The sequence below is a fragment of the Amycolatopsis sp. NPDC088138 genome (genome assembly GCF_044741685.1).
Classification (GTDB): domain Bacteria; phylum Actinomycetota; class Actinomycetes; order Mycobacteriales; family Pseudonocardiaceae; genus Amycolatopsis.
Map to the genome: position 1 here is coordinate 224848 of NZ_JBIUTB010000001.1, position 23632 is coordinate 248479.

Consider the following 23632-nt stretch of genomic DNA (forward strand, 5'->3'; position numbering starts at 1 on the left):
CGTGGCTCGGGTAGTGATCTTGCCGATGGTCCCCACCGAGGAGGTCCCCGTGTCCGGTCGTCGCCTGCACTTCGTTCCCGAAACCAAGGGCTGGTGCGCCCTGTACCTCGTCGTCGGTCTCCTGCTCACCGTGAGCCCGATCTGGCAGATGGTCCACGCCGGCGAGGTCGCCGTGTTCCCGGCCATCGCGGTCGTGGCCGGTCTCGCGCTGGCCGTCACCGCGGTGATCGGCCTGGCCGCGCCGCGGTTGCGGGGCCGCTGACGGCCGCGGCTCGTATCATGCGACGGTGAGTTACTCGACGGACCCGCGGGCCGCGCGCAGCCGGGAGGCGATCCTGGTCGCGGCGCGGCGGCTGCTGGCCGACGAGGGGCCCGCCGCCGTCACCCACCAGCGGCTCGCGCAGCAGGCCGGCGTGGGCCGGGCCACCGTCTACCGGCACTGGCCCCGCCCCGACCAGCTGCTCCTCGACGTCATGACCGGCGCCGACCTGCCCCTGTTCAAGGACCCCGAGACGCCGGTCCGCCCGTGGCTGCACCGCCAGCTCCGGCAGATGGCCGACGAGCTCATGCCCCCAGCTGTGGCCGGGCTGTCGCTCACGCTGATGCAGTCGGCGATCTGGGACCCGGAGATCGCCCGGCGGCGCGACGAGTCGAACCAGGTCATCAGCGAGCGGATCCAGGCCGCGATCCGGGCGGCGGTGGACTCCGGTGAGCTGGTGACCGGCGTCGATCCGGCGGACCTGCCGGCGATGCTGGTCGGCCCGGTCGTCTACCGCACGGCCATGCAGCGGGCCGAGGTTTCCGACGACCTCATCGACCGGCTCCTCGACGGCGTCGGGACCTGGCGCGGCTGACGATCAACTCGGGGTGTGGGTAACCGCCGCCGAAAGCCCGGTACGAGTGGAAGTTTCCGACCTCTCTTCCGGCCGGAACCGCTCCTAGGGTGACTCGCATGCCTGAGCAGTCCCGCGGTCTCACGGACGGGCTGATGCAGCCACGCCCGCTCACCGTCGCCCACGTCCTGGAGCGCGCCGAACGGCTCTACGCGCACAAGTACGTCGTCACCGCCGACGGCCGGCGGCTCACCTACGCCGAGGTGGCCGAGCACGCCCGGCGCCTCGTCACCGCACTGGGCTCCCTCGGCGTCCCGGCCGGTGCCTGCGTCGCGACCTTCGCGGGCAACGACCGGCGCCACCTGGAGGTCTACCTCGGGGTGCCGGCCGCCAAGCGGGTGCTGCACTCGATCAACATCCGGCTCTCGGCCGAGCACCTCGAATACATCGTCAACCACGCCGAGGACGACGTGGTGTTCGTCGACCGCGGCCTGCTGCCGCGGATCTGGCCGAGCGCAGGCCGGCTGCCGACGGTGCGGCACTGGGTGGTCATGGACGACGGCACCGGCACGGAGATCCCGTCGGACCCCCGGATCGTGGACTACGACGAGCTGATCGCCGGTGCCGAGCCGTTCGCCGGTTCGTTCGAGGACGCGTTCACGCTCGCGGACGAGAACCTGGCCTCCGGGCTCTGTTACACCTCCGGCACGACCGGGCCGCCGAAAGGCGTGCTCTACAGCCACCGGTCGACGGTCCTGCACTGCCTGGGGACGCTCGCGGCCGGCTTCATCGGCCTCCGCGAGAGCGACGTCGTGCTGCCGATCGTGCCGATGTTCCACGCCAACGCCTGGGGCCTGCCCTACGGCGCGATGATGGCGGGCGCCTCGCTGGTCCTGGCCGGCGCGTCCGCGGAGCCGGCCCACCTGCTGCGGCTGATGGAGGCCGAGGGCGTGACCGTCGCCGGTGCGGTGCCCACGGTCTGGACGAGCCTGGCTCCCGAACTGCGGGCCTACGACCTGGGGACCACGCGGATCCTGCTCAGCGGCGGTTCCGTCGTCGCCCCGGCGTTGTCCGAGACCTACCGCGCCGCGATCGGCGTGCCCATCACCCACTCCTGGGGGATGACGGAGGTCAGTCCGACCGGGGTCATCGGCGGTACGCGCACCCAGCACCGGGACGCGACCGAGGAGGAGCAGGTGGCCGTGCGGGCCGCCCAGGGCCAGCCCCTGCCGCTGGTGAACGTCCGGATCGCCGACGTCGAAACCGGCCGGGAGCTGCCGCGCGACGGCCAGGCCGTCGGCGAGCTGCAGGTGGCGGGGCCCTGGGTGGCCGGGGGCTACTACCGGGTGGACGCCCGCGACAGCTTCACCGCCGACGGCTGGCTGCGCACCGGCGACCTGGCCACCATCGACGCCGACGGGTACCTGCGGCTCGTGGACCGGATCAAGGACCTGATCAAGTCCGGAGGCGAGTGGATCTCCTCGGTCGAGCTGGAGACCGCCATCGCGTCGCACCCCGATGTCGTCGAGGTCGCCGTGATCGGCCGCCCGGACCCGCGGTGGATGGAACGTCCCGTCGCCTACGTCGCCCTGCGCGAAGGCGGCACCGCCACGGCGGACGAGCTCCTGGCCCACATCGCGCCGCTGGTCGCCAAGTGGTGGCTGCCCGACGAGTTCTTCTTCATGACGGCCCTGCCCAAGACGGGCACCGGCAAGCTCTCGAAGACCGAGCTGCGGGAGGCGGCGCGGATCGCCTGAGGCGCGTCAGGCCGGGCCGTCGAGCGTGCGGAGCTGGTGCAGCCGGAGCCCGAGCCGCAGCTCCAGGTCGTTCTCGTGGCGCCAGTCGGCCCCCAGGACGCTGCCGGCCCGGTCCAGCCGCTTGAGCAGGGTGTTGACGTGCACGTGCAACGCCCGTGCGGTCGCCGCGACGTTGGCCTGGTTGCCGTAGTACGCGGTGAGCGTCTCGACGAGATCGGTGCCGCGCCGCCGGTCGTAGTCGAGGAGCGAGCCGATGGAGGCGTCGAGGAACCGGTCGAGCTCGCCGGCCCGGTCGGGGTCGAAGACCATGGCGTACAAGGCATACCGGCGGGTGGTGGCCCCGGTGTCGGTGTGCCCGAGCGCCCGCATCACGGCGCCGCAGCGGCCGGCCAGGGCGAAGGCCCGGGCCCAGTCCTGGTCGATCGCCCGTTCCCCGACGACGACGAGGGGGACGCCCAGCGTGCGCCGCAGTCTACTGTGGACTTCCGTGACGGTCCGCTCGTCGTCGGCGCCGGGCAGGATCATCGTGGCCCGGCCCAGGTGTTCGCCGGCGAGCCCGCTCTTCTCGCGGGCGATGTCGTGCAGGTGGCGGGAAAGGTCGGTCGACGACACCGCGGGGGAGACCGCGACGAGGACCAGGTCCAGGCGGTCGGCGTCGATGTCACGGGCGCGGGTGCGGGCGCGCTGGGCCGGGCTGATCCCGGGGCTGGCGACCATCAGCTCGGTCAGCAGCTCGCCGCTCAGGCGCTCGCTGGCCTCGGCCACCGCCCGCTCCTTGAGGATGAGCAGCCCGAGGATGTGGGTGGCCCGCTCGAGGGTGCGCAGGTCCGTGTCGTCCGGGACTCCGTCGCCAGATTTCCGGCTCCACGCCAGGGCTCCGAGGTAACTGTCACCCGCCTGGATCGCCGCCACGCTGCGGGTCGTGCCGCCGGCGCCGGGCGAGGTCGTGCAGCGGCCGGAGCGGCGAGCGGCCTCGACGGCACCGGCCAGGTCGGACTCCGACGGGCTCGGGCACGGGCCCGACGCCGAGTCCCGGTGCACGGGCGTGGTCCCGGCCCGGTCGAGGAGTGTGACGCTACCGCCGAGCTGGTCGGCGAGCAGCTGGGTGACGTCGCCGGGGGTCCCGCCTCCCAGCACGACGCCGGTCAGAGCTTCGTGGATCGCCTGTGCCCGCTCGATCTTCCGGTACGCGCCGCGCAGCTCCCGCAAGGCGGTCCGGCTCGCTTCGTAGAGCCGGGCGTTGTCGAGCGCGACCGCGGCGTGATCGGCGAACGCGTTCAGCAACGCGATTTCGTCGGCCTGGAAAGAACGTTCGGAGCGGTCGGCGGCGAACAGCGCGCCCACTGCTTCACCCCGTATGACCAGCGGCACCCCGAGCAACGCCACCAAGTCCTCGGTGACGACCAGGCGGTCGAAGTTCGGGTCGTGCTCGATCAGCGTCGACGTGGCGTAGTCGCGTACCCAGTGCGGGCTGCGCGAAGCCAGGACCCGGCCGCCGAGCCCGACCGTGGCGGGGATGGCCGCCGCGAGGAACTCGGCGGAGATCGTGCCTTCCGACGCACGGGCCGACAACCGGCCGTCCGTGCCCACCAGGGAAAGGTAGGTGAAGTCCGTGCCGATCAGGTCGTGGGCGTGGTGCACGATCGACTGCAGGACCTCGTCCAGCTCGCCGAGCGCGGTGAGCGACTTGACGGTCGCGTACAACGACGCCAGCTCGCGCCGGCGGCGCACGAGCGAACCCGGTTCCGCGTCCTCGGTCACGGCGCCATCCCCTCGGTGTCGGGTGGGCGAAAGACCCACCGGCACGGTGGGAGGAGTGGGTGGTCCACACCTGAACCGCAGCGTAACGGCGCCTTAATATGACCGCCATCACCCGGCTGCGCTCATCGACGAAGGCGGCACCATGGCCATCCCGCTCACCGAACCCGAAGGACAGTCCGGCCGGGTGGAGCCCGATCCGGTCACGACCCGGCGCCGGGCCTTCCGCAAGCTGCTGGCCGCGGGACTCGTCGGCAGCTCGATCGAGTGGTACGACTTCTTCCTCTACGGCACCGCGGCCGCGCTCGTGTTCCCCAAGGTGTTCTTCCCGCATTCCTCGGCGCTGACCGGCACTTTGCTCGCCTTCAGCACGTTCTGGGCGGGCTTCGTGGCGCGGCCGATCGGCGGGGTGCTCGCCGGGCACCTGGGGGACAAGTACGGGCGCAAGCCGGTCGTCGTCGCCTGCCTGGCGATCATGGGGGCCGCGACGTTCCTGATCGGCTGTCTGCCCACCGCGTCGGCGGTCGGCGCGCTGGCCCCGACCCTGCTGGTCGTGCTGCGGTTCATCCAGGGGCTCGCGACCGGTGGCCAGTGGGGCGGCATCGTGCTGCTGCTCACCGAGTCCGCCGGGCCCAAACGGCGGGGATTCGCCGGAACCTTCGGCCAGACCAGCGTTCCCGTCGCCGTGATCCTCTCGAACCTGATCTTCGTGGCCGCCAGCGGCCTGATGCCGGACGCCGCCTTCCTCAGCTGGGGCTGGCGCATTCCGTTCCTGCTCAGCGTCGTGATGTTCTCGGTGGTCCTCTACATCCAGGCCAAGGTCGAGGACACCCCCGAGTTCCGTGAACTGCAACGGGAGGTGGGCAAGCCCGACGTCGCGGTGGTCCGGGCGCCGCTGGCCCAGGTCCTGCGCAGCAAGTGGGGCACCATCCTGCTCGGCTGCGGGATGCTTTCGGCCACCAACAGCCTGTTCTACGTCAGCATTTCCGGCCTGCTGAGCTACGGCACCGGAACGCTCGGGCTCAAGCGTGACGGCCTGCTCGCGGTCGTGCTGGTCGCATCCGTGGCGATGCTCGTGATCATCCCGTGGTCCGGGCACCTCTCGGACCGGCTCGGGCGCCGCCCGCTGATCCTGATCGGCGGCCTGGGCGTCGCCGCTTGGGGCTTCCCGTACTTCGGGCTGGTCAACACCGCTTCCCTGCCGCTGATCTTCGTCGCGGTGACGGTGGGTTTCGTGTTCCAGTGCCTCACCTACGGCCCGGTCGCGAGCTTCCTCGGCGAGCTGTTCGCACCCGGCGTCCGCTACTCGGGCGCGTCGCTGGCCTACCAGCTTTCCGCGATCATCGTCAGCGGCGGCACGCCGTTCCTGATGACCGCGCTCATCGCGAACACCGGGAGCACGGTGGCGGTCGCCGCCTACATCACGCTGATGGGCCTGATCACGTTCGCCAGCGCGTGGTTCCTGCCGGAGACGAACACCGCCGAAGTCCGCGCCGATCCGGAAGCCGTCCCGGGCACGCACCTCTACCGCTGAGAGACGAGGCCGAAGTGACATCGAGAACCCGCCTGCTCGCGATCCCGGCGATGCTGGTCCTGACGGCTACCGTCACGGCCGGGCCCGCCGCCGCGACGGCGTCGACGCCGGCGTGCGCCGGGCTGGCCCAGCTGAAGATCCCGGCGTCGGTGATGAGCCTGCCGACCAGCGGCGGCCGCGTCACGGCCGCGGCGGTCACGACGAGCGTGGTCAGCGGCAAGACGATCCGGTACTGCCAGGTCGACGCCGAACTCTATCCCGTCGACCGAGCCGCACCCGCCATCAAGATGCGCGTCGCCCTGCCTGATGGCTGGAACCACAAGGCCATGATGTTCGGCGGTGGCGGCTTCAACGGCACGATCCCCGATCCGGCGTCGGACGTGCCGTTCGGCCCCGGTGACCAGCCCGTGCCGTTGGCTCGGGGGTACGCGACGTTCGCGAGCGACTCCGGCCACCAGCAGAACCCGGCGTCCCCGCCGTCGCTGGACGGTTCGTTCGGGATGAACGACGAGGCCCTGAAGAACTTCGCCGCCGGTGACGCGCTCAAGAAGACCCGCGACGCGAGTCTGTTCCTCATTCGGCGCGCCTACGCGGCGACCCCGGGCGAGGTCTTCTTCGCCGGAGGTTCGACGGGTGGCCGCGAAGCGCTGAACGTCGCCCAGCGGTGGCCGACCGCGTTCGACGGCGTGATTTCCGCCTTCCCGGCCTGGAACAACCTCGCCGAGGTCCTGGATCTGGGTTACCTGGCCCAGGTTCTGTCGCGCCCTGGCGCTTTTCCCGGCGTAGACAAGCAAACGCTCCTCTACAACAGCGTTGTCAACGCGTGTGACGGCTTGGACGGCGTCAAGGACGGGGTCATTTCGAACCCGGCCGGCTGTCACTTCGATCCGCGCGTTTTGCGCTGTCCCGGCGGTGCCGATGCCGGTCCGGCGTGCCTGTCGGATCCCCAGATCGGTGCGGTGCAGGCGATGTCCTCGCCGTTCCGGTGGCCGTACCGGGTCGCCAGCGGCGAGACCGGGTATCCGGGCTTCCCGTTCCTGTCGGGGGCGGACATGCGGACGCCGTTCCTCGGGTTCGGGACGACCGCGCCCGCGAACCCGATGCCCGTGACGAGCGGGTACGGCCTGCAGTACTGGGAGCAGTGGGTCAAGTACTTCCTGACCCGGGACCCGGACCAGAACTCCCTCGCCGTGGACCCTCGGCACCCGGGGAAGTGGCTCGCTCGAATCAGTGCGCTGTCAACGATCGAGGATCGCAACAACGCCGACCTCGGCCCGTTCGCCCGGGCCGGCGGCAAGCTGATCCTGCTGCACGGCGCCGCCGACGAGCTGGTCTCCCCGTACTCGACGAGCGACTACTACGAGCGGGTGCGTCACGAGGTGGGGCCCCGGGCGACCGACGCGTTCCTGCGCTACTACGTCGTGCCCGGGGCGAACCACGCCAACTTCGGCACCCCGGCGTTCGCCGCCGGCTGGGACTCGCTCTCGGCGCTCGAGCACTGGGTCGACGGGGGACGGCCGCCCACGAACCCCGTCGTGGCCGACCTGACCCACGCCCGCACCCGTCCGCTCTGTGCTTACCCGGCCTGGCCCCGATACCGGGGCGGCGATCCGGACCAGGCCTCGAGCTTCGTCTGCACCCGCTGACGAAACCTGCTTCAGGAAGCGCTGCAACTGACCGTGGGCCAGTTCCGGTTCCCGTTGTGCTGGACGGTGACACCCCAGTTGTTGCCGCTGCCGTTGGGTTTCGCCACGAGGACCTGACTGCTGGGCCAGGTCGCGCTGATGTTCCAGGTGGCGATGATCTTCGCGGGACTCGGCACGGTCATGGTGACCGTCCACGTGCTGGAGCCGCTGACCGAGACGCTCAGGTTGTACCGGTCGCTCCAGGACTGGCCGGCCGAAAGCGTCGCGGTGCAGCTGCCCCCACCCGGTGTCGTGGGCGTGGTTGTCGGAGTGGTCGTGGGATTCGTCGGTGTGGTGGTGGGAGGTGTGGTCGTGCCACCGCCGTTGAGGACGTTGAGCACCGAGGTGTAGGCGGCCTTCTTGTTCCCGTTGCCGTCGAACAGGAGCGGGCTTTCGCCGGAGCGCCAGGAATCGCTGTCCCGCACGCCCCACACGGTGATGCCGACGCAGCGCGCGACGTTCACGCACGCCTGGGTCAGCGCCGCGTACTGCGAGGTGGACGCGTTCGTGACGTCGACCTCGGTCAGCGCGACGTCGACACCGAGGGCCGCGAAGCTGGAGATCGTGGTCTGCAGGTTGCCCGGCGCCGAGCTGCCGCCGGTGAAGTGCGCCTGCAGGCCGACGCAGTCGATCGGCACGCCGCGGGACTTGAAGTCCCGCACCATGTTGTAGACACCCTGGGTCTTGGCGTAGGTCCAGTTGTCGATGTTGTAGTCGTTGTAGCAGAGCTTGGTCGACGGGTCGGCCGCGCGCGCGGTCTTGAACGCCACCTCGATCCAGTCGTTGCCCGTGCTCTGCAGGTTCGACGAACGGCGGCTGCCGTCTTCGTTGAAGGCCTCGTTGACGACGTCCCAGTACGCGAGTTTTCCTTGGTAGTGGGCCATCACCTTCTGGATGTGGTTGATCATCGCGTTGCGGAGCGTGGTGCCGCTCATGCTCTGCATCCAGCCCGGCTGCTGCGAATGCCAGGCGAGGGTGTGCCCGCGGACCTGGGAACCGTGGCTGATCGCCCAGTTGTAGACCTGGTCACCGGCCGTGAAGTTGAACTGGTTCTGGTTCGGCTCGGTGGCGTCGGGCTTCATCTCGTTCTCAGGCGTGACCATGTTGAACTCGCGCGCCGCGATCGTGGTATAGGCCGAGTTGCTGAGCTTTCCGGAGGCGATCGCGGTGCCGAAGTACCGGCCGGACTGGGCGGCCGCGGCGCCGAGGGTGCTGGCCGCGGCGTCCGCGCCGGGCGCGGTCACCAGGACGGCCGAAGCGGTGGCGACGGTGACCACGCCGGCCAGTATCCGGCCGGCCGGCGACCGCCACCACCGGCTCTTCCGCAGCTCTGACGAACTTCCCGCCATCGGTGGTCTCCTTCCGGGCGCACGTCCGGAAGACCGAAACGTCGGCGGTCCGGGCGAAGTCGGTGATGGTCACCTACCGCGAGCAGCAGAGCACGGCGCGCTGTGGCCGGGCAAAGAGTTTCGGCCGAGTTTCGGGGTTGGTCAGTGCTGTGCGACGTCGGTGCAGTCGAGGTCCTGCTCCGGCAGCCGCCCGGAGTCCAGGAACGTGACGGTGGCGTTGTCGGCGCAGGCCGAGCCCTCGTGGTAGACGTAGTGCCCGCCGTTGCCGACGCCGACGAAGGCCGCGCGCTCGCCCAGGACGTGACGCAGGCCGACCCCCGAGTCCCACGGGGTGGCGTGGTCGCGGCGGTTCTGCAGGATCAGCGTGTTACGGGGGCCCTGACCGGTCACGGTCACCGGCTTCTCGATCGGCTGCGGCCAGAACGCGCACGGCCAGATGTTCGCCGGCATCCCCGCCGTCAGCGGCCAGGCCTTCCGGTCCGCGGCGGTGTTGCGGGCGTAACCGCCGACGTCGTGGGACCACTCGGCGTCCCCGCAGGTGAGGGCCAGGAACATGGTCGCCTGGTTGTCCGCGGGAACACCCGGGGCCGGCGGCGCGTCGGCGAAGACCTGCTGCAGCACCTGGCCGTCGGCGTCGGTGACGTGCCCGTCGGCCAGGTCGGCGGCCGCCTTCCAGACCTGCGCGAGCACCGGCAGGGTGTTGTTGTGGATGAGCAGCGCGTACGTGACGCTGCGCAGCATCGCCCCGCTCAGCGCCTGCGGGGTGCCCGGAACCGGCGCCGGCCGGTGGTCGAGCCGGTCGGCGAGTGCGAGGTAGGTCCGCGTGACCTCGTCGGCGGTGGCCCCGAGCCCGAGGGTGGCGTTCTGCGCGGCGGCGACGGCGGCCGCGTCGGGGAACCGTTCGGCCATGCCCTTGCCCCAGCTCGCGGCTTCACCGGCCCAGACGTGGGCCGGGTCGACGTTGCCTTCGAGGATCATGCGGTCGGTCCGGTCCGGGTACAGCGAGCTGTACACCGTCCCGAGGTAGGTGCCGTAGGACTGGCCCCAGTACGAGATCTTCGGTTCGCCGAGTGCCTCGCGGACCCGGTCGAGGTCGCGGGCGGTGTTGGCCGTGGTGAAGTAGCGCAGGGTGTCCCCGGCCTTCCTCGCGCACTGCTGCGCGGTGGCGCGGGCGGCCTGGACGTTCGCGTCGATCGAGCCGTCGGCGGCGGGGTAGGGGAAGAGCGCGGCGACGCTGGGGTTCTCGAGGCCGCAGCTCTGCGGGGCGCTGGTGCCGACCCCGCGCGGGTCGAAGCCGATCAGGTCGTAGCCGTCCAGGACGGACTTCGGCAGGGTCGGGGCCATCGTGCTGGGGGTGTCGAGACCCGGCAGCGCCGGGCCGCCCGGGTTCAGCAGCAGGACGCCGTGGCGCTTGGCGGTGTCGGTGCTCGCCAGCCGGGAGACGGCGACCTCGATCGACGTGCCCCCGGGGTGGCCGTAGTCGAGCGGCACCTTCACCTTCGCGCAGGTGAGCCGCGGATCGCGCGGGGTGCCCGCCGCCGGTGCCGGGCACGGTCCCCAAGCCAGGGCCGGTGCCGCGGCCGCCGGGCTGTCTTCGTCATCCGCGCTGTCACAGGCGGCCGCGCCGAGAACGGTCAAGGCGGTGACCGCCAGTGCCGCGGTGAGCCGGTGGCCGCGTGACCCGGACCTGCGTATCTTGTGCATCATGAGTGCCTTCCGAATTCCCGTTCGCGTTGACGGCGCCGAAGTTATCGGGAACGGGACAAAGCAGAAGTCACCCTGGAGGGCCCAGAATTTGTAGCTCGCGCGGGGGACAACGGCGCATATCGTCCGATGTGGACAGTCCGGGAAGGATCGCCGGGCGGCGGTGGGCGTTCGGGCTCGTCGTGGTCGCCCTCCTGGCCGAGATGGCCGTCGCGATGATCACGACGGCCGTGGAGCAGACGCCGACGATCGACGAGCCGGTCTACGTGGGCACGGCGGTCGTCTACCTGCAGCAGCACAGCCTGCGGTACAACCCCGAGCACCCGCCGCTGGGCAAGCTGATCATCGCGACCGGACTGGCCTTCGCCGACGTCCACCTCGACCCGGCCTTCGACGGCGACCAGTCGCAGCTCGGCCGGCGCGTGCTGTACGAGTCCGGCAACGACCCGGCCCGGCTGCTGCTCCTCGCGCGGCTCCCGGTGATCGTGCTGACGCTGCTGTTCGGCCTGGTCGTCTTCCTGTTCGCGCGTGATCTCGCCGGCCCGGTCGGCGGCTCGGCGGCGCTCGCCCTGTACGCGTTCTCGCCGGACGTCATCGCGAACGGCTCCCTGGCCACGCTCGACGTGCCGGTCGCCGGTTTTGTGCTGACGTCGGCCTGGCTGCTGTGGCGGGCCAGGAACCGTCCCGTTCTTTACCTTCCCTTGGCGGGGCTGGCCTTCGGCGCGGCTCTGGCCACCAAGATGAGCGCGCTGGCCGCGGTTCCGGTGCTGCCGCTGCTGATCGTGCTGTCCGTCCGGAACGCCCGTCTCGCCGGGAACTTCCGCTGGGGCCGGTTCGCCGGACCCGTCGCGGCGGTCGCCGGGGTGGCCCTGATCGCCGTCGCCGTCGTGTGGGTCTCCTACCTCGCCGTGGATCCGCGGCTGCGCTGGGCGACACCGCCGGACCTGCCCGCCGTCCACGGCCTGGGCGTGCTCGGCGACTGGCTGCCGCTGCCCCGGCCGTACCGGGACGGCCTGCACGTCCAGTTCGGCTTCGAGGACCAGGTGTGGGGCGGCTTCCTGTTCGGCCGCCGCTACTTCGGCGCGCTGTGGTACTACCTGCCGGCCGCCCTGCTGGTGAAGACGCCGCTGGGCGCGCTGGCACTTGGGCTGGCCGGCGCCGTCGTCATGGTGGCGGTCCGGCGGCTGCGCCCGGCCGCGCCCTACGTGCTCGTTCCGACGGCCGTGCTGCTGATCGCGGCCATGACCGGCAGCCGCGACCTCGGCGTCCGGTACGTGATCTTCGTGCCGATGTTCCTGGCGATCGCGGCGGCCGGCGTGGTCGCGCTCCGCCGGCGGTGGGCGTACGCCGCGGTGGCGGTCCTGGCCGGGTTCGCCGCCGTCAGTTCTTTGCGGACTTTCCCGTACTACCTGCCGTATTCCAACGAAGCGTTCGGCGGCCCGGCGGAGACCCACCTGCGCCTGCACGACTCGAACGTCGACTGGGGCCAGGACCTGGGCCGGCTGGCCGACCGGCTGAGACAGCGCTATCCGGGCGAACCGGTCTGGCTCGTCTACAAGGGGAGTGGCGTGCCGTCGTCCTACGGCATCGCCGCCGCCGACCCGCTCACCACGCCGGCCGGGCAGGTCCACGGGCTGCTCGCGGTGTCGGACTCCGCGGCCGTCAAGGCGGACGACCACCTGCGGGCGTTGCTCGGCGGCAGCACCCCGATCGACGAGGTCGGCCACTCCATCACGATCTACCGCCGCCCCTAGGCGGAAACCGCCGACGGTCCCGGTGGTGGGCGCGACCCCCAACAACCACGCCCGCCACCGGGGCGTCCCCGGCAACCCCCTCGCCGTGTCCCCCAGGGTTCCCGACGCCGTCCTCGTTTCGTCCTCGCGGCGGCATCCGTGGTCGCACCTGCGCGTTTCGGCGCCGGTCACCGGGCGCTAGCCTGGACGGCGAGGGGGGATGCGATGAGGTTCCGGATTCTCGGGACGCTCGAAGTGCAGGCGTACGGGAGCCGGGTCGCCTTGGCGAGCCCGCGTGAGCAGCGCGCGCTCGCCGCCCTTCTGCTCAACCCCGGCTCGGTCGTCCCGGTCGAGCGCCTGGTCGACACCCTCTGGGAGGACGAGCCGCCGGCGACGGCCGTGAAGCAGGTGCGCAACTGCGTTTCCGCCTTGCGCGGCCGGCTCGGCGAGACCGGCGGGTTGATCGTCACCGACGGCCCCGGGTACCGCCTGCAGGCCGACGCCGACGATCTCGACTCGCTCCGGTTCCGCCGTCACGTCACCGCGGCACGGGGACTCGCCGCACAGACCAAGTTCGTCGACGCCGTCGAAGAGATCCGCGCCGGGCTCGCCCTGTGGCGTGGCCCGGCGCTCGACGGGCTGCGGACGGCCACGCTCGCCGGCCGGGCCGCGGTGCTCGACGAACAGCGTGTCGACGCCGTCGAACTCGGTGCCGAGTGGCAGCTGCGGCTCGGTGAGACGGGTGAGGTCGTCCGGGAGCTGACCGAGTTCTGCGGTGAGCACCCGATGCGCGAGCTGTCCCACCTGCTCCTGATGCGCGCCCTCGCGAAGGAAGGCCGTTACGCCGAGGCGTCGACGCTGTTCCACGGCCTGCGCCGGCGGCTGGCCGACGAGCTCGGCGTCGATCCGAACCCCGACCTGCGGCGGCTGCACGAGCAGATCCTCGCCGAGGCCACACCCCGTGCCGTGGCAGCCGAGCCGACGGAAGCCCCGGCGGAGCACCACTTCGATCGCGCGGTCACCGAGCTGGCCGAAGCCGTCACGTGGCAGTGGCGTGCCGAAGCCGAGCTGCGTTCGCTGCACCGGCCGCAGCCGATCGCCCTGCGCTGGTCGGCGCGCCCACGTGCCGCGGGAAAGCCGGCGCTGCGAGGCGATCTCGACGACATCGCGGAGACGTTCACCGCGCTGCCCGTGCGGCAGCTGGTCGTGCTCGGCGACCCCGGCTCCGGCAAGTCCGTGCTCGCCCTGACGCTGACGCTGGAACTGCTGCGCGCCCGTGCCCCGGGCACCCCGGTTCCCGTCCTGTTGTCGCTGGCCTCCTGGGATCCGGGGCGCGACCACCTCGACCGGTGGCTGGCGCGCCGCCTGGCCGACAACCACCCGGCCCTGCTCACCACGCGGGTGTACGGCCCCGACGCGCCCACCCGGCTCGTCCTCGGCGGCCACGTCGTCCCGGTCCTCGACGGCCTCGACGAGATGCCGGCCGACCTGCGCGTCGCGGCCCTCGACGCCCTGGACCAGACCATGGCCGTGGGCCGCTCGCTGGTGCTGACCTGCCGCCCCGCCGAGTACGAGCAGGCCACCCGCGAATCCGCGACGGTGCTGGGTGCCGCCACCTTCGTGCGGCTCGAACCCGTCGCGCGGCAGGAGGCGATCACCTATCTCTCGGCGCGGGGGAGCGACCGGTGGCTCCCCGTGGCCGAGCGGCTGCGCCGGGATCCGGACGCGGCACTGGCCCGGGTGCTGCGGACGCCGTTGATGGTCGACCTGGCGCGGATCGTCTACGGCCGTCCCAGCGCGGATCCCGCAGAACTGCTCGGCGCCGAAGACGCGGCCGCCCTCGAAGGGCAGTTGCTCGACTCGTTCGTCCCCCACGCGTATGCCCAGGTGCCGCAGCCGCCGGGGCGGAACCCGAAGACCAGCCCGTCCAGGAGGTACACGGCCGAGCAGGCGGCGCACTGGCTGGGTTTCCTGGCCCGGCACCTCGAACAGGCGCGCAGCCGCGACCTGGCCTGGTGGCAGCTGTACCGCGCGGTTCCCGCAGGCACCCGGTCGGCCCTGATCGGCCTGCTGATCGCGCTGTTCTTCGTCGTCACCGGCTGGCTCGACGACGGGCCGGTGCTGGCCGCGATCTACGGCCTTTCCTTCGGTGGCGCCGGTTACCTGACCCACCGCTTCGGGCGCCCACCCGAGCCATTGCGCACGGAACTGCGTTTCGCCGGGGCGACCCGGAAGTTCGCCGGCCGGTTCGCGCTCGGTGCGGTCGTGGGTTCCCTGCTCGGCCTGGGCTGGTCGCTGGCCACCGGCCTGGTCGTGTTCCTCGCCGTCGTGTTCGGCCTGGTGTTCGCGGTGCACGTGTGGCTCGCGAAACCGGTCGACGCCAGCCGCGTGTCCAGCCCGGGCACCATCCTGCGCAACGAGCGGACCGGCGCGATCGCGTTGTCCGTCTCGTTCCTGGTGTCCCTGGGGCTGTTCGACGGCATGGCGTTCGCGTTCACCGCGAACACCCGGTTCCTGCCGGTGCTGGGCGGGCGGTACGACCTCGCGCTGGCCGTGGCCGGCGGGATCGCGGGTGCGTCGTTCGGCTGGTTCATGGCCCGCGGTACCGCCGCGGTCTGCTACGGCCTCGCGGGCGCGATCGCCGGCGGCCAGGTGTTCCCGCCGGCGACGAACGCGGTGCTGCCGATCGTGGTCGGGGTGTGCTTCGGCGGTGGCATCGGCCTGACGGTGCTCGTGACCCGCGCCTGGGGCAACTACTTCGTCCACCACGTCTGGCTCGCCGCGACCGGCCGCCTTCCCTGGCGCCTCATGCACTTCCTCGACGACGCCCACCGCCGCGGCGTCCTCCGCCAGGCCGGCGGGGTCTACCAGTTCCGTCACGCCCGGGTGCAGGAGCGGCTGGCCGCGGTGAGGGAACGGAAAGCCTGACGGTCGCCGATGAGGTGCGGAGCGGGGGATCCGCACCTCATCGGCGCCGGGTTCAGCGCCCTACCTGGGGCCCGATCATCGTGTTGACGTCGATGGGGGACGGGATCGTGCCCAGTTGCAGCAGCAGGTCCGGCACTCGCTGCAGGCGCCGCGAGTCCAGGGTCGAGCCGTACCCCGGCAGGGTCAGCAGCTTGGCCGTGTCCTCGTCGATCTTGGCGAACCGCACCAGCAGCGGCTCGACCTTGGCGCGGTCGTTCGTGGCCTCGTGGGTGGCCTTCTGCATCGCCCGCTGGAAGGCGGCGAGGGTCTTCGGGTGCTCCTGCACCCACTTCCTGGTCGCGCCGAAGCCCGTCAGCGGGAAGTCCTGGGTCGCGCCGGTGTTGATGTCGACCACGGGGATCGCGCTGGCCGTCTTGGCGGCCTGCGTGATGTACGGCTCCGGCAGGTACGCGGCGTCGGCTTCACCTTGCTGCAATGCGGCCGCGATGTTCGGCAACGGGATCAGCACCCATTTCACTTTGCTGAAGTCCACACCGTGGTCCTGCATCACCGAACGGGTGAGCAGATCCGACGCGGTGTTCTTGGCCGTGATGGCGATCTTGGCGGTGGCCAGGTCGAAGATTGTTTTCACCGGTGAATTCGGCACCGTGACGATCGCATTGGTCTTGGCGTTGACCGAGGTCGCGTCGGCGACCAGCTGCATGTCGGCGGTACCGGTGCTCTTCGCGGTGAAGAACGGCGGGTAGGTCGAGAACGCGATGTCGGCCTCACCCGAGATCGACTTCGCCAGCGAAGCCTGACCGCTGGCGGCGACGACGGACTCGACGTTCAGCCCCTCGTCCTTGAAGAAGCCCTCGTCCTGGGCCAGCCAGAACGGCCCGAGGTCGGTGGTGGGCAGGATCGAAACCTTCAGCGTGGACTTCTCCAGGCCGCCGCTGCCTGACGACGCTTTCGAGGTGTCCATGCCGAGTGCGCCGCAGCCCGACACGACCATGACGGTCGCGAGGGCGAGTGCGGCGTGACGTGTGCGATGCCGGCCAGTGTGCCTGGCGATTCGAAACAAGGCCTGCTCCTTGACGGAGGTCACGGTTGATGTACCGAATCCGGGGAAGACGCGTGAATAAGTCCCGGGAGTCAGGCAGGCCACTGTAGGTACCCCCGACATCGCTTGACAACGCGTCAGTAGATCGGGCGAGGAATTTCACCAGAATGGCGGCGTGAATAGTTGATCAATTGTCGTTATTTGATCATCGAATATCGCCAGAAGCTACGAATACGTGTGATCAAAAGGATGATCGACGCCGGTTTTCTGGACGGACGGGCGCCAAAATCACGGATTCGACAGGGGTTGAGGGTGGTGACGGAGAGTCACCGGCGCGGCCGGTGAATACGATTAATCGCAATGCGGTTATTCAGGAGAAATCGTCGATCATGTCCGGGAAGTTTTCCGTGTAACCCAGGAGCAGCAACCCTCGCCGGGGGAGCAGGGTGGCCAGTTCGGTCCAGCCGGCGGCGCCGGGTGCGCCGTAGAGGTGTTTCAGGTCGGCGACCACGGCGTTCGCGTCTTCCGCGGACGGGGCGGCCGCGCGGTCGAACCCGAGCAGGGACGCGCCGATCCCGATGTGGCGGTAACCGTGTTCGGCCATCCGGCGGATGATCGCGTGGTTCTGGAAGACGTTCCAGTCACTGGTGAAGTAGCCGTTCGGGATGGCCGCGACGGCGAGGTCGTCACGGGACACGGGCACCCGCTGCACGAGGACGACGTCGTCGAGGAGGCCATCCGGGTTCCGGTTGACCGCGACGAGCGCGGCGACGTCGGCTTCGCCGCCGAGTCGTTCGCCGGGCAGGTCGTCCCACTCGACCCGGGAGCCGCGATCGTCGAGGGCGGCGGCGACGTGGGCGGCCCGGGCGTCGTCTGCCCGTCGTCGCGCGGCGGGGTCGTCCTCGTCCGGGTCACCGTCGTCGAACCAGAGCCGGTCGTCTTCGGAGGCGTGTCCGCTTGTGTAGGCGCACTGGTTGACGTCGTCGAGCGTGCAGAGGATCCGCGCCGGACCGTGCTCGATGCGCAGGTCGGCAAGGATTTCGAGCAGCTCGGTGAAGGTGGCGACCTCGTCGAGCCGCGCGACGGTGTTCGAGTCCAGCCGTCCCCGCTGCACCTTCTCGGCCGGTTCGTAGCGCGTCACTCGCATGGGCGTGATCTTGCCAGTGCGCCCGGGGTTGCGTCCGTGTGGCACATCGCACTCCCGGTGCACTCGACCCGGCCGTGAGCGTCTTTCCTGGTGAGAGGGATTTCGGTGAAAAGATCACCGAACCACGGAGGGAGATCTCATGAACCGCACCGGACTCGTCCGCACCGCCGCCGTCGCCGGGCTGGCCGCCGCGCTCGGCCTCACCGCCGCCGCGCCGGCGCTGGCCGCGGAGCCGATCACCACGGTCGCCGACCTGAACGGCGACGGGGAGCTCGAGACCGTGACCGCGCAGCTGACCGGCGAGAGCGACCAGCTGATCTCGGCCACGGTGAACGGGACGTACACGTCGATCCACCTGCCGGCCGACAGCCAGTTCGGCATCGAGGCCCCGCGGGTGACCGACCTCAACGGCGACGGCCGCGCGGAACTGGTTGTCGCACAGTCCATCGGCGCCAACACGACGTTCTTCTCGGTCCTGCACTACGACGGCCGCAACCTGAGCCAGGTCGTCGGAGCCGACGACAAGCCCTTCTCGGTCGCCGAAGGCGGCGGTATGGCGGCGCACCTGGGCTACCAGTGCACACCCTTCGAAGGAGGCCGCGCGTTCGCGACGGTCGCCGCCGAGACGGACGACCTCAGCCGCCCGGTGGACCAGCTCACCTATTCGGGGACGCGCACGGTCTACACGCTCCGAGACGGCGCGCTGAGCATCCAGGACACGGTCCCGTTCAGCGGGCGCCCGTCGACGGACCCGGTGCTGACCGAGGATCCCGCGACCTGCGCCTGACCATCCCGCAAGTCCGTGAAGGCCACCTTGAGGGACTCTGAGTCCCTCAAGGTGGCCTTCACGGACAGCTGGACTCGACGCCGAACTCCAGCGCCAGCCTGCGTTCGGTCACCGGCACCGCGCCGCGGAACACGAGCCCGCTCCCGGCGCCCAGCTCGACCAGCTCGTCGAGGGTCCTTTCCTCGCCGCCGAAGCACATCAGCATGAACAGGTCGATCCCGGTGTGGGCGCCGTGCCCCCGCACCGGCTCGATCAGCAGCACCGTGGCGTCCGGCGCGGCGGCCCGGCGACACTGGGCCAGGATCGTGCGGGCGTGGTCGTCGTCCCAGTCGTGCACGATGTCGGACAGCAGGTAGGCGTCGGCGCCCGCCGGCAGCGGGTCGAAGAAGCTGCCCGCCACGGTGCGCACCCGGTCGCCGAGCCCGGCGGCGGCGAACCGCTCGGCGGCCGCGGCCGCGGTGGGTGCCAGGTCCAGCAGCGTGCCCCGGACGCCGGGGTGGGCGCGCAGGATCTCGATGAGCAGCGGACCGTCGCCACCACCGACGTCGACGATGTGGGGGAACCGGCCCCAGTCGAAGGCTTCGGCGATCCGCGGGGCGTGCTCGCGGAAGCGCCAGTTCATCTGGGCGTCGAACGACTTCCGCAGTTTCGGGTCGGCGTCGAGGTCGGCCCAGAAGTCGCACCCGTACCGGCGTGGGTAGGCCGGTTCGCCGGTGGTGATCGTCTCGAGGAGGTCGGCGAACGCGAGCTCGGCCCGACCGCCGGCGCAGCTGATGTCCAGCAGCCGCTTGACATCGGCTGTGCCCATCTGCGCGCCGAGCGGCGTGGGCCGGTACCGCGCGGAATCCGCGTCGAAGGCGAAAACCCCGGCTGTGACGAGGTGTTCGAGCAGGCGCCGGAGGATCCGCGGTGGGGTTCCGGTCGCGGCGGCGAGATCGTCCGCGGTCGCTCCCGCGCCACCCGCGTGCTCCACCAGGCCGAGGGTCGCCGCGACCCGGATGGCCATCGGGGTGGCCAGGTCGGCCAGCGCCATGATCGAGGGTTCGTCCATCGTCCGAGCTTATCGGCCACAACGCGATGTCCCGCAGGAAAACCGGATGACACGGTGGCCGCCGCCGTGGCACGCTTCCCGCCATGTTCCCCGTGTCCGATAGCGCGACGTTCGCAGGCGTGTCCCTGCCGAGCGCCCTTTCGGCACGGCTGCTGACCGGCGCTCGAAGCTGACCCTTCCCCGATTCCCCCTGTCCTGACGCGGAACCGCCGGGGGAGGGTCGACGCGCTCGCCCGGTTTCGCGCATTCACCCGCCAGTACAGGGAAAGACCATGAGCAAGCAGCAGTACGTGCGGACCAAGCCGCACCTGAACATCGGCACGATGGGGCACGTCGACCACGGCAAGACCACCCTCACCGCGGCCATCACCAAGGTGCTCGCCGAGCAGGGCGGGAACAACTCCTACGTCGCCTTCGACCGCATCGACCGCGCGCCGGAGGAGATCGAGCGCGGCATCACGATCACCATCGCGCACGTCGAGTACGAGACGGCCACCCGGCACTACGCGCACGTCGACATGCCGGGCCACGCCGACTACGTCAAGAACATGATCACCGGCGCGGCCCAGCTCGACGGCGCCGTGCTGGTCGTCTCGGCGCAGGACGGCGCGATGCCGCAGACGCGGGAGCACGTCGTGCTCGCGCGGCGGATCGGGGTCGAGCACCTCGTGGTGGCGCTCAACAAGGCCGACCTCGCCGACGACGAGGACCTGCTCGACCTGGTCGAGCTGGAGGTCCGGGAGCTGCTGACCCGCTACGGGTTCGACGGCGACGCCGTGCCGGTCGTCCGCGTGTCGGGGCTGCGCGCGCTCGAGGGCGAACCGCTGTGGACGCAACGGATCCTGGACCTGCTCGCCGCCGTCGACGAGCACGTGCCGATCCCGCCGCGGCGGCTCGACCTGCCGTTCCTGATGCCGATCGAGAACGTCCTGACCATCACCGGCCGCGGCACCGTCGTGACCGGTGCGGTGGAGCAGGGCACCCTCGCGGTCGGTGACACGGTCGAGGTGATCGGGCTCGGCCCGGCGGTCACGAGCGTGGCCACCGGGCTGGAGACGTTCGGCAAGCCGATGGAGCGCGCCGAGGCGGGGGACAACGCCGCGGTGCTGCTGCGCGGGGTGAAGCGCGGTGAGGTCCGGCGCGGCCAGGTCGTCTGCCTGCCCGGCAGCGTCCGGCCGCACACGCGGTTCCGCGCGGACGTCCACGTGCTGTCGGCCGCGGAAGGGGGCCGCAGGACGCCGTTCGCGGCGCACTACCGGCCGCAGTTCCACTTCCGCACCAGCGACGTCGTCGGCGTGGTCACCCTCGCCGAGGGCACTGCGGTCGTCTGGCCGGGTGAGGCCGCCGAGCTGACCGTCGAGCTCGGGCTGCCGATCGCGATGGGCCCGGGTCTCGGCTTCGCCATGCGCGAGGGCCGCCTGACCGTGGTCGCCGGGACCGTCACCGAGGTCCTGGACTGAAGCGACGGCCCCGCCCGGAACCCCCGGGCGGGGCCGTCTTCACGTGATCGCCAGGTCCGTCCGAAGTGGACGGCCCTGCATCGCGCGCCACACCGCCGCCGGGGTCAGCGGCATGTCCGCGTGCCGCACCCCGTAGGGCCGCAGCGCGTCGACGACGGCGTTGACCACGGCGGCGGGGGAGCCGACCGTCGCGGACTCGCCGATGCCCTTGGCGCCGATCGGGTGGTGCGGGGACGGTGTGCACGTCTCGCCGAGTTCCCACGACGGGCATTCGAGCGCCGTCGGCAGCAAGTAGTCCATAAAGGACCCACCGAGGTGGTTGCCGTCGTCGTCGAACGCGATCAGCTCCATCAGCGCCATCCCGATCCCGTCGGCGAGGCCGCGGTGGACCTGCCCGGCCACGATCGCCGGGTTGATCCGCACCCCGCAGTCGTCGACGGCGACGAACCGGCGCACCGCCACCTGCCCGGTCCCGGGATCGACGTCCACCACGCAGATGTAGGCCCCGAACGGGTAGGTCAGGCTCGGCGGGTTGTACACACAGGACGCGTCCAGGTGGCCTTCGACGCCTTCGGGCAGCGCCAGGTCCGAATGCGCGGCGCGGGCGATCTCGCGCATCGTGACGCCCTGGCCCGGCACCCCGCGGACGAACCAGCGCCCGGGCTCCCACTCGAGGTCGTCCGGGCTCACCTCGAGCATCGCCGACGCGACCAGCTGCGCCCGCGCCCGCACCTTCCGCGCGACCAGCACGGTGGCGGCGCCGGACACCGGTGTCGAGCGCGAGCCGTAGGTGCCGAGGCCGAACGGCGTGGCGTCGGTGTCACCCTGCACCACCTCGACCTCGTCGGTCGGGATGCCCAGCTCGTGCGCCACGATCTGGGCGAACGTCGTCTCGTGCCCCTGGCCCTGGGACATGCACGACAGCCGCAGCACGGCCGAACCGCTCGGGTGCACCCGCAGCTCGGCGCCGTCGGCCATGCCGAGGCCCATGATGTCCATGTGCTCGCGCGGGCCCGCGCCGACGGCCTCGGTGAAGAAGCTCAGCCCGATGCCCATCAGCTCACCGCGTTCGCGCTTCTCCTTCTGCTCCCGGCGGAGGTCGTCGTACCCGGCGATCCCCTTGGCCAGCGCCAAGGCCGCGGGGTAGTCGCCGGAGTCGTACTCCCAGCCGGTCGCGCAGGTGTAGGGGAACTGCCCGGGCCGCAACAGGTTCCGCTCCCGCAGCTCCGCCGGGTCGAGGCCGAGGTCGTAGGCCAGGACGTCCATCATCCGCTCGACCAGGTACACGGCTTCGGTGATGCGGAAGGAACACGCGTACGCCACGCCGCCGGGCGCTTTGTTGGTGTAGACGCCGGTGACCGCGCAGTGGGCCGCCGGCAGGTCGTAGGAGCCGGTGAAGACCTGGAAGAACCCGGCCGGGAACTTGGACGGCTGCGCGGTGCCGTTGAACGCGCCGTGGTCGGCCAGCACCCGCACCCGCAGGCCGAGCAGCTTCCCGCCGCGCGTGGCCGCGATCTCGCCGCGCATGTGGTAGTCGCGGGCGAACGACGTGCTCATCAGGTTTTCGGAGCGGTCCTCGACCCACTTGACCGGCCGTCCGGTGACCATCGTGGCCGCCACGGCGCACAGGTAACCGGGGTACATGCCGACCTTGTTGCCGAACCCGCCGCCGATGTCCTGGGCGACGATCCGGATCTTGTGCTCGGGCAGGCCGGTCACCATCGAGTAGAGCAGCCGGTGCGCGTGCGGGGCCTGGGCCGTGGCCCAGACGGTGAGCTTCCCGGTGACCGGGTCGAGTTCGGCGACCGCGCCGCAGGTCTCCATCGGCGCCGGGTGCACCCGCGGGTACAGCATGTCCTGCGTCGCGACGACGTCCGCGCGGGCGAAGGCGTCGTCGGTCGCCGCGGCGTCGCCGGACTCCCAGTCGAAGATCCGGTTGTCCGTACGGTTCTCGACGTCGTCGCGGATCAGCGCGGCATCGGCGTCGAGGGCGGTCCGCGCGTCGGCGATCACCGGCAGCGGCTCGTACTCGACGTCGATCAGCTCGAGCGCGTCCCTTGCGGCGTAACGGTCTTCGGCGACGACGAACGCGACCTCCTGGCCCTGGAACCGGACCTTGTCGGTGGCCAGCACCGCCTGGACGTCGTGGGACAGCGTCGGCATCCACGCCATGCCGCGCTCGGCCAGCATCGCGCCGGTGAGCACGGCCCGGACCTTCGGGTGCGCCTCGGCCGCGCTGGTGTCGATCGCGACGACGCGGGCGTGCGCGTGCGGGCTGCGCAGGATCGCGCCGTGCAGCATCCCGGGCCGGGTGACGTCGTCGAGGAACGTGCCGCGCCCGCGGACGAACCGGCCGTCCTCCTTGCGGCGCACGGAACCGTGGCCGTTCGCCGTCACGCTTCACCGTCCGGGTGCTCGGCGGCCCAGCGGACCGCGCGCACGATGTTCTCGTACCCCGTGCACCGGCACAGCTGCCCGGAGATGGCCTCGCGGATGGTGCCTTCGTCCGGGTCGGGGTCGCGGTCCAGCAGCCAGCGCGCGGTCATCAGCATCGCCGGCGTGCAGAATCCGCACTGGACGCCGTGGCAGGCGACGAACCCCTGCTGCACCGGGTCGAGCCGCGGGCCGTCGGCGAGGTCCTCGACGGTCCGGACGCGCTTGCCGTCGGCCATCGCCGCGAGCACCGTGCAGGACTTGACCGGCAGCCCGTCCAACCAGACCACGCAGGTGCCGCAGTTGGAGGTGTCGCAGCCCCAGTGCGTGCCGGTCAGGCCGAGGTCGTCGCGCAGGAAGTGCACCAGCAGCAGCCGCGGCTCGACGCTGCGCCGGTACGGCTCGTTGTTGACGGTCACGGTGATCTCCAC

17 protein-coding genes are annotated in these 23632 nt (G+C 71.2%); 9 read left to right on the top strand and 8 right to left on the bottom strand.

Translation table 11 applies throughout. The features are described 5' to 3' along the window. Nucleotides 1-49: 49 nt before the first annotated feature. The 3 genes from ACIOD2_RS01125 to ACIOD2_RS01135 all read left to right on the top strand — a co-directional run bounded on the left by ACIOD2_RS01125 (nucleotide 50) and on the right by ACIOD2_RS01135 (nucleotide 2590). Entirely contained in the window at nucleotides 50-262 is a 213-nt protein-coding gene (locus tag ACIOD2_RS01125) for a hypothetical protein (RefSeq protein ID WP_392778371.1), read from the top strand. A 25-nt stretch (nucleotides 263-287) separates the two neighbouring features. Next, nucleotides 288-854 carry a TetR/AcrR family transcriptional regulator gene (locus tag ACIOD2_RS01130; RefSeq protein ID WP_400532899.1) on the top strand — a complete coding sequence of 189 codons (567 nt, stop codon included), beginning with the start codon at nucleotides 288-290 and terminating at the stop codon, nucleotides 852-854. A gap of 98 nt (nucleotides 855-952) precedes the next feature. After that, nucleotides 953-2590, top strand: coding sequence for a long-chain fatty acid--CoA ligase (locus ACIOD2_RS01135; protein ID WP_400532901.1), 1638 nt, complete (start codon nucleotides 953-955; stop codon nucleotides 2588-2590). 6 nt (nucleotides 2591-2596) lie between these two features. Here ACIOD2_RS01135 and ACIOD2_RS01140 read toward each other — a convergent pair whose 3' ends face one another. Continuing rightward, nucleotides 2597-4351 (bottom strand): helix-turn-helix domain-containing protein, encoded by a 1755-nt coding sequence (locus ACIOD2_RS01140; RefSeq protein ID WP_400532903.1) that lies wholly within the window; start codon nucleotides 4349-4351, stop codon nucleotides 2597-2599. Between the two features lie 142 nt (nucleotides 4352-4493). Here ACIOD2_RS01140 and ACIOD2_RS01145 point away from each other — a divergent pair, with 142 nt between their 5' ends. Beyond that, nucleotides 4494-5882: an MFS transporter gene (locus ACIOD2_RS01145; RefSeq protein WP_400532905.1), complete on the top strand. Its 1389-nt coding sequence runs from the start codon at nucleotides 4494-4496 to the stop codon at nucleotides 5880-5882. 50 nt (nucleotides 5883-5932) lie between these two features. Then, nucleotides 5933-7528 (top strand): tannase/feruloyl esterase family alpha/beta hydrolase, encoded by a 1596-nt coding sequence (locus ACIOD2_RS01150; RefSeq protein WP_400535365.1) that lies wholly within the window; start codon nucleotides 5933-5935, stop codon nucleotides 7526-7528. Nucleotides 7529-7539: 11 nt separating this feature from the next. On the opposite strand, the gene ACIOD2_RS01155 is transcribed toward ACIOD2_RS01150, so the two are convergent. Both ACIOD2_RS01155 and ACIOD2_RS01160 read right to left on the bottom strand, forming a co-directional pair. Continuing rightward, entirely contained in the window at nucleotides 7540-8916 is a 1377-nt protein-coding gene (locus ACIOD2_RS01155) for an endo-1,4-beta-xylanase (protein ID WP_400532907.1), read from the bottom strand. Nucleotides 8917-9057: 141 nt separating this feature from the next. Continuing rightward, nucleotides 9058-10623, bottom strand: a complete 1566-nt coding sequence (locus ACIOD2_RS01160; RefSeq protein ID WP_400532909.1) for an alpha/beta fold hydrolase — start codon at nucleotides 10621-10623, stop codon at nucleotides 9058-9060. Between the two features lie 128 nt (nucleotides 10624-10751). Here ACIOD2_RS01160 and ACIOD2_RS01165 point away from each other — a divergent pair, with 128 nt between their 5' ends. Then, entirely contained in the window at nucleotides 10752-12374 is a 1623-nt protein-coding gene (locus tag ACIOD2_RS01165) for a phospholipid carrier-dependent glycosyltransferase (protein WP_400532911.1), read from the top strand. A gap of 204 nt (nucleotides 12375-12578) precedes the next feature. Then, a complete protein-coding gene (locus tag ACIOD2_RS01170; RefSeq protein ID WP_400532912.1) occupies nucleotides 12579-15281 on the top strand; it encodes a BTAD domain-containing putative transcriptional regulator in 2703 nt (900 codons plus the stop codon). Between the two features lie 52 nt (nucleotides 15282-15333). On the opposite strand, the gene ACIOD2_RS01175 is transcribed toward ACIOD2_RS01170, so the two are convergent. Together ACIOD2_RS01175 and ACIOD2_RS01180 are read right to left on the bottom strand one after the other, a co-directional pair. Further along, nucleotides 15334-16275, bottom strand: coding sequence for an ABC transporter substrate-binding protein (locus ACIOD2_RS01175; protein WP_400532914.1), 942 nt, complete (start codon nucleotides 16273-16275; stop codon nucleotides 15334-15336). 418 nt (nucleotides 16276-16693) lie between these two features. Beyond that, nucleotides 16694-17470, bottom strand: a complete 777-nt coding sequence (locus tag ACIOD2_RS01180) for a hypothetical protein (protein WP_400532916.1) — start codon at nucleotides 17468-17470, stop codon at nucleotides 16694-16696. Between the two features lie 139 nt (nucleotides 17471-17609). Here ACIOD2_RS01180 and ACIOD2_RS01185 point away from each other — a divergent pair, with 139 nt between their 5' ends. After that, nucleotides 17610-18257: an FG-GAP repeat domain-containing protein gene (locus tag ACIOD2_RS01185; protein WP_400532917.1), complete on the top strand. Its 648-nt coding sequence runs from the start codon at nucleotides 17610-17612 to the stop codon at nucleotides 18255-18257. Between the two features lie 58 nt (nucleotides 18258-18315). On the opposite strand, the gene ACIOD2_RS01190 is transcribed toward ACIOD2_RS01185, so the two are convergent. After that, complete coding sequence (locus ACIOD2_RS01190; RefSeq protein WP_400532919.1) at nucleotides 18316-19308, bottom strand: methyltransferase; 993 nt, start codon at nucleotides 19306-19308, stop codon at nucleotides 18316-18318. A 272-nt stretch (nucleotides 19309-19580) separates the two neighbouring features. Between ACIOD2_RS01190 and tuf the strand changes: the two genes are divergently transcribed. Then, nucleotides 19581-20768, top strand: a complete 1188-nt coding sequence (tuf, locus tag ACIOD2_RS01195; RefSeq protein WP_400532921.1) for an elongation factor Tu — start codon at nucleotides 19581-19583, stop codon at nucleotides 20766-20768. 39 nt (nucleotides 20769-20807) lie between these two features. Here the strand turns inward: tuf and ACIOD2_RS01200 are convergent, their stop codons facing one another. Next, the gene (locus ACIOD2_RS01200) at nucleotides 20808-23165 is read right to left on the bottom strand and encodes an aerobic carbon-monoxide dehydrogenase large subunit (protein ID WP_400532923.1); all 2358 of its coding nucleotides are present in this window, start codon (nucleotides 23163-23165) and stop codon (nucleotides 20808-20810) included. Continuing rightward, nucleotides 23162-23632, bottom strand: a complete 471-nt coding sequence (locus ACIOD2_RS01205) for a (2Fe-2S)-binding protein (RefSeq protein WP_400532925.1) — start codon at nucleotides 23630-23632, stop codon at nucleotides 23162-23164. Before ACIOD2_RS01205 ends, ACIOD2_RS01200 begins: the two co-directional genes overlap by 4 nt.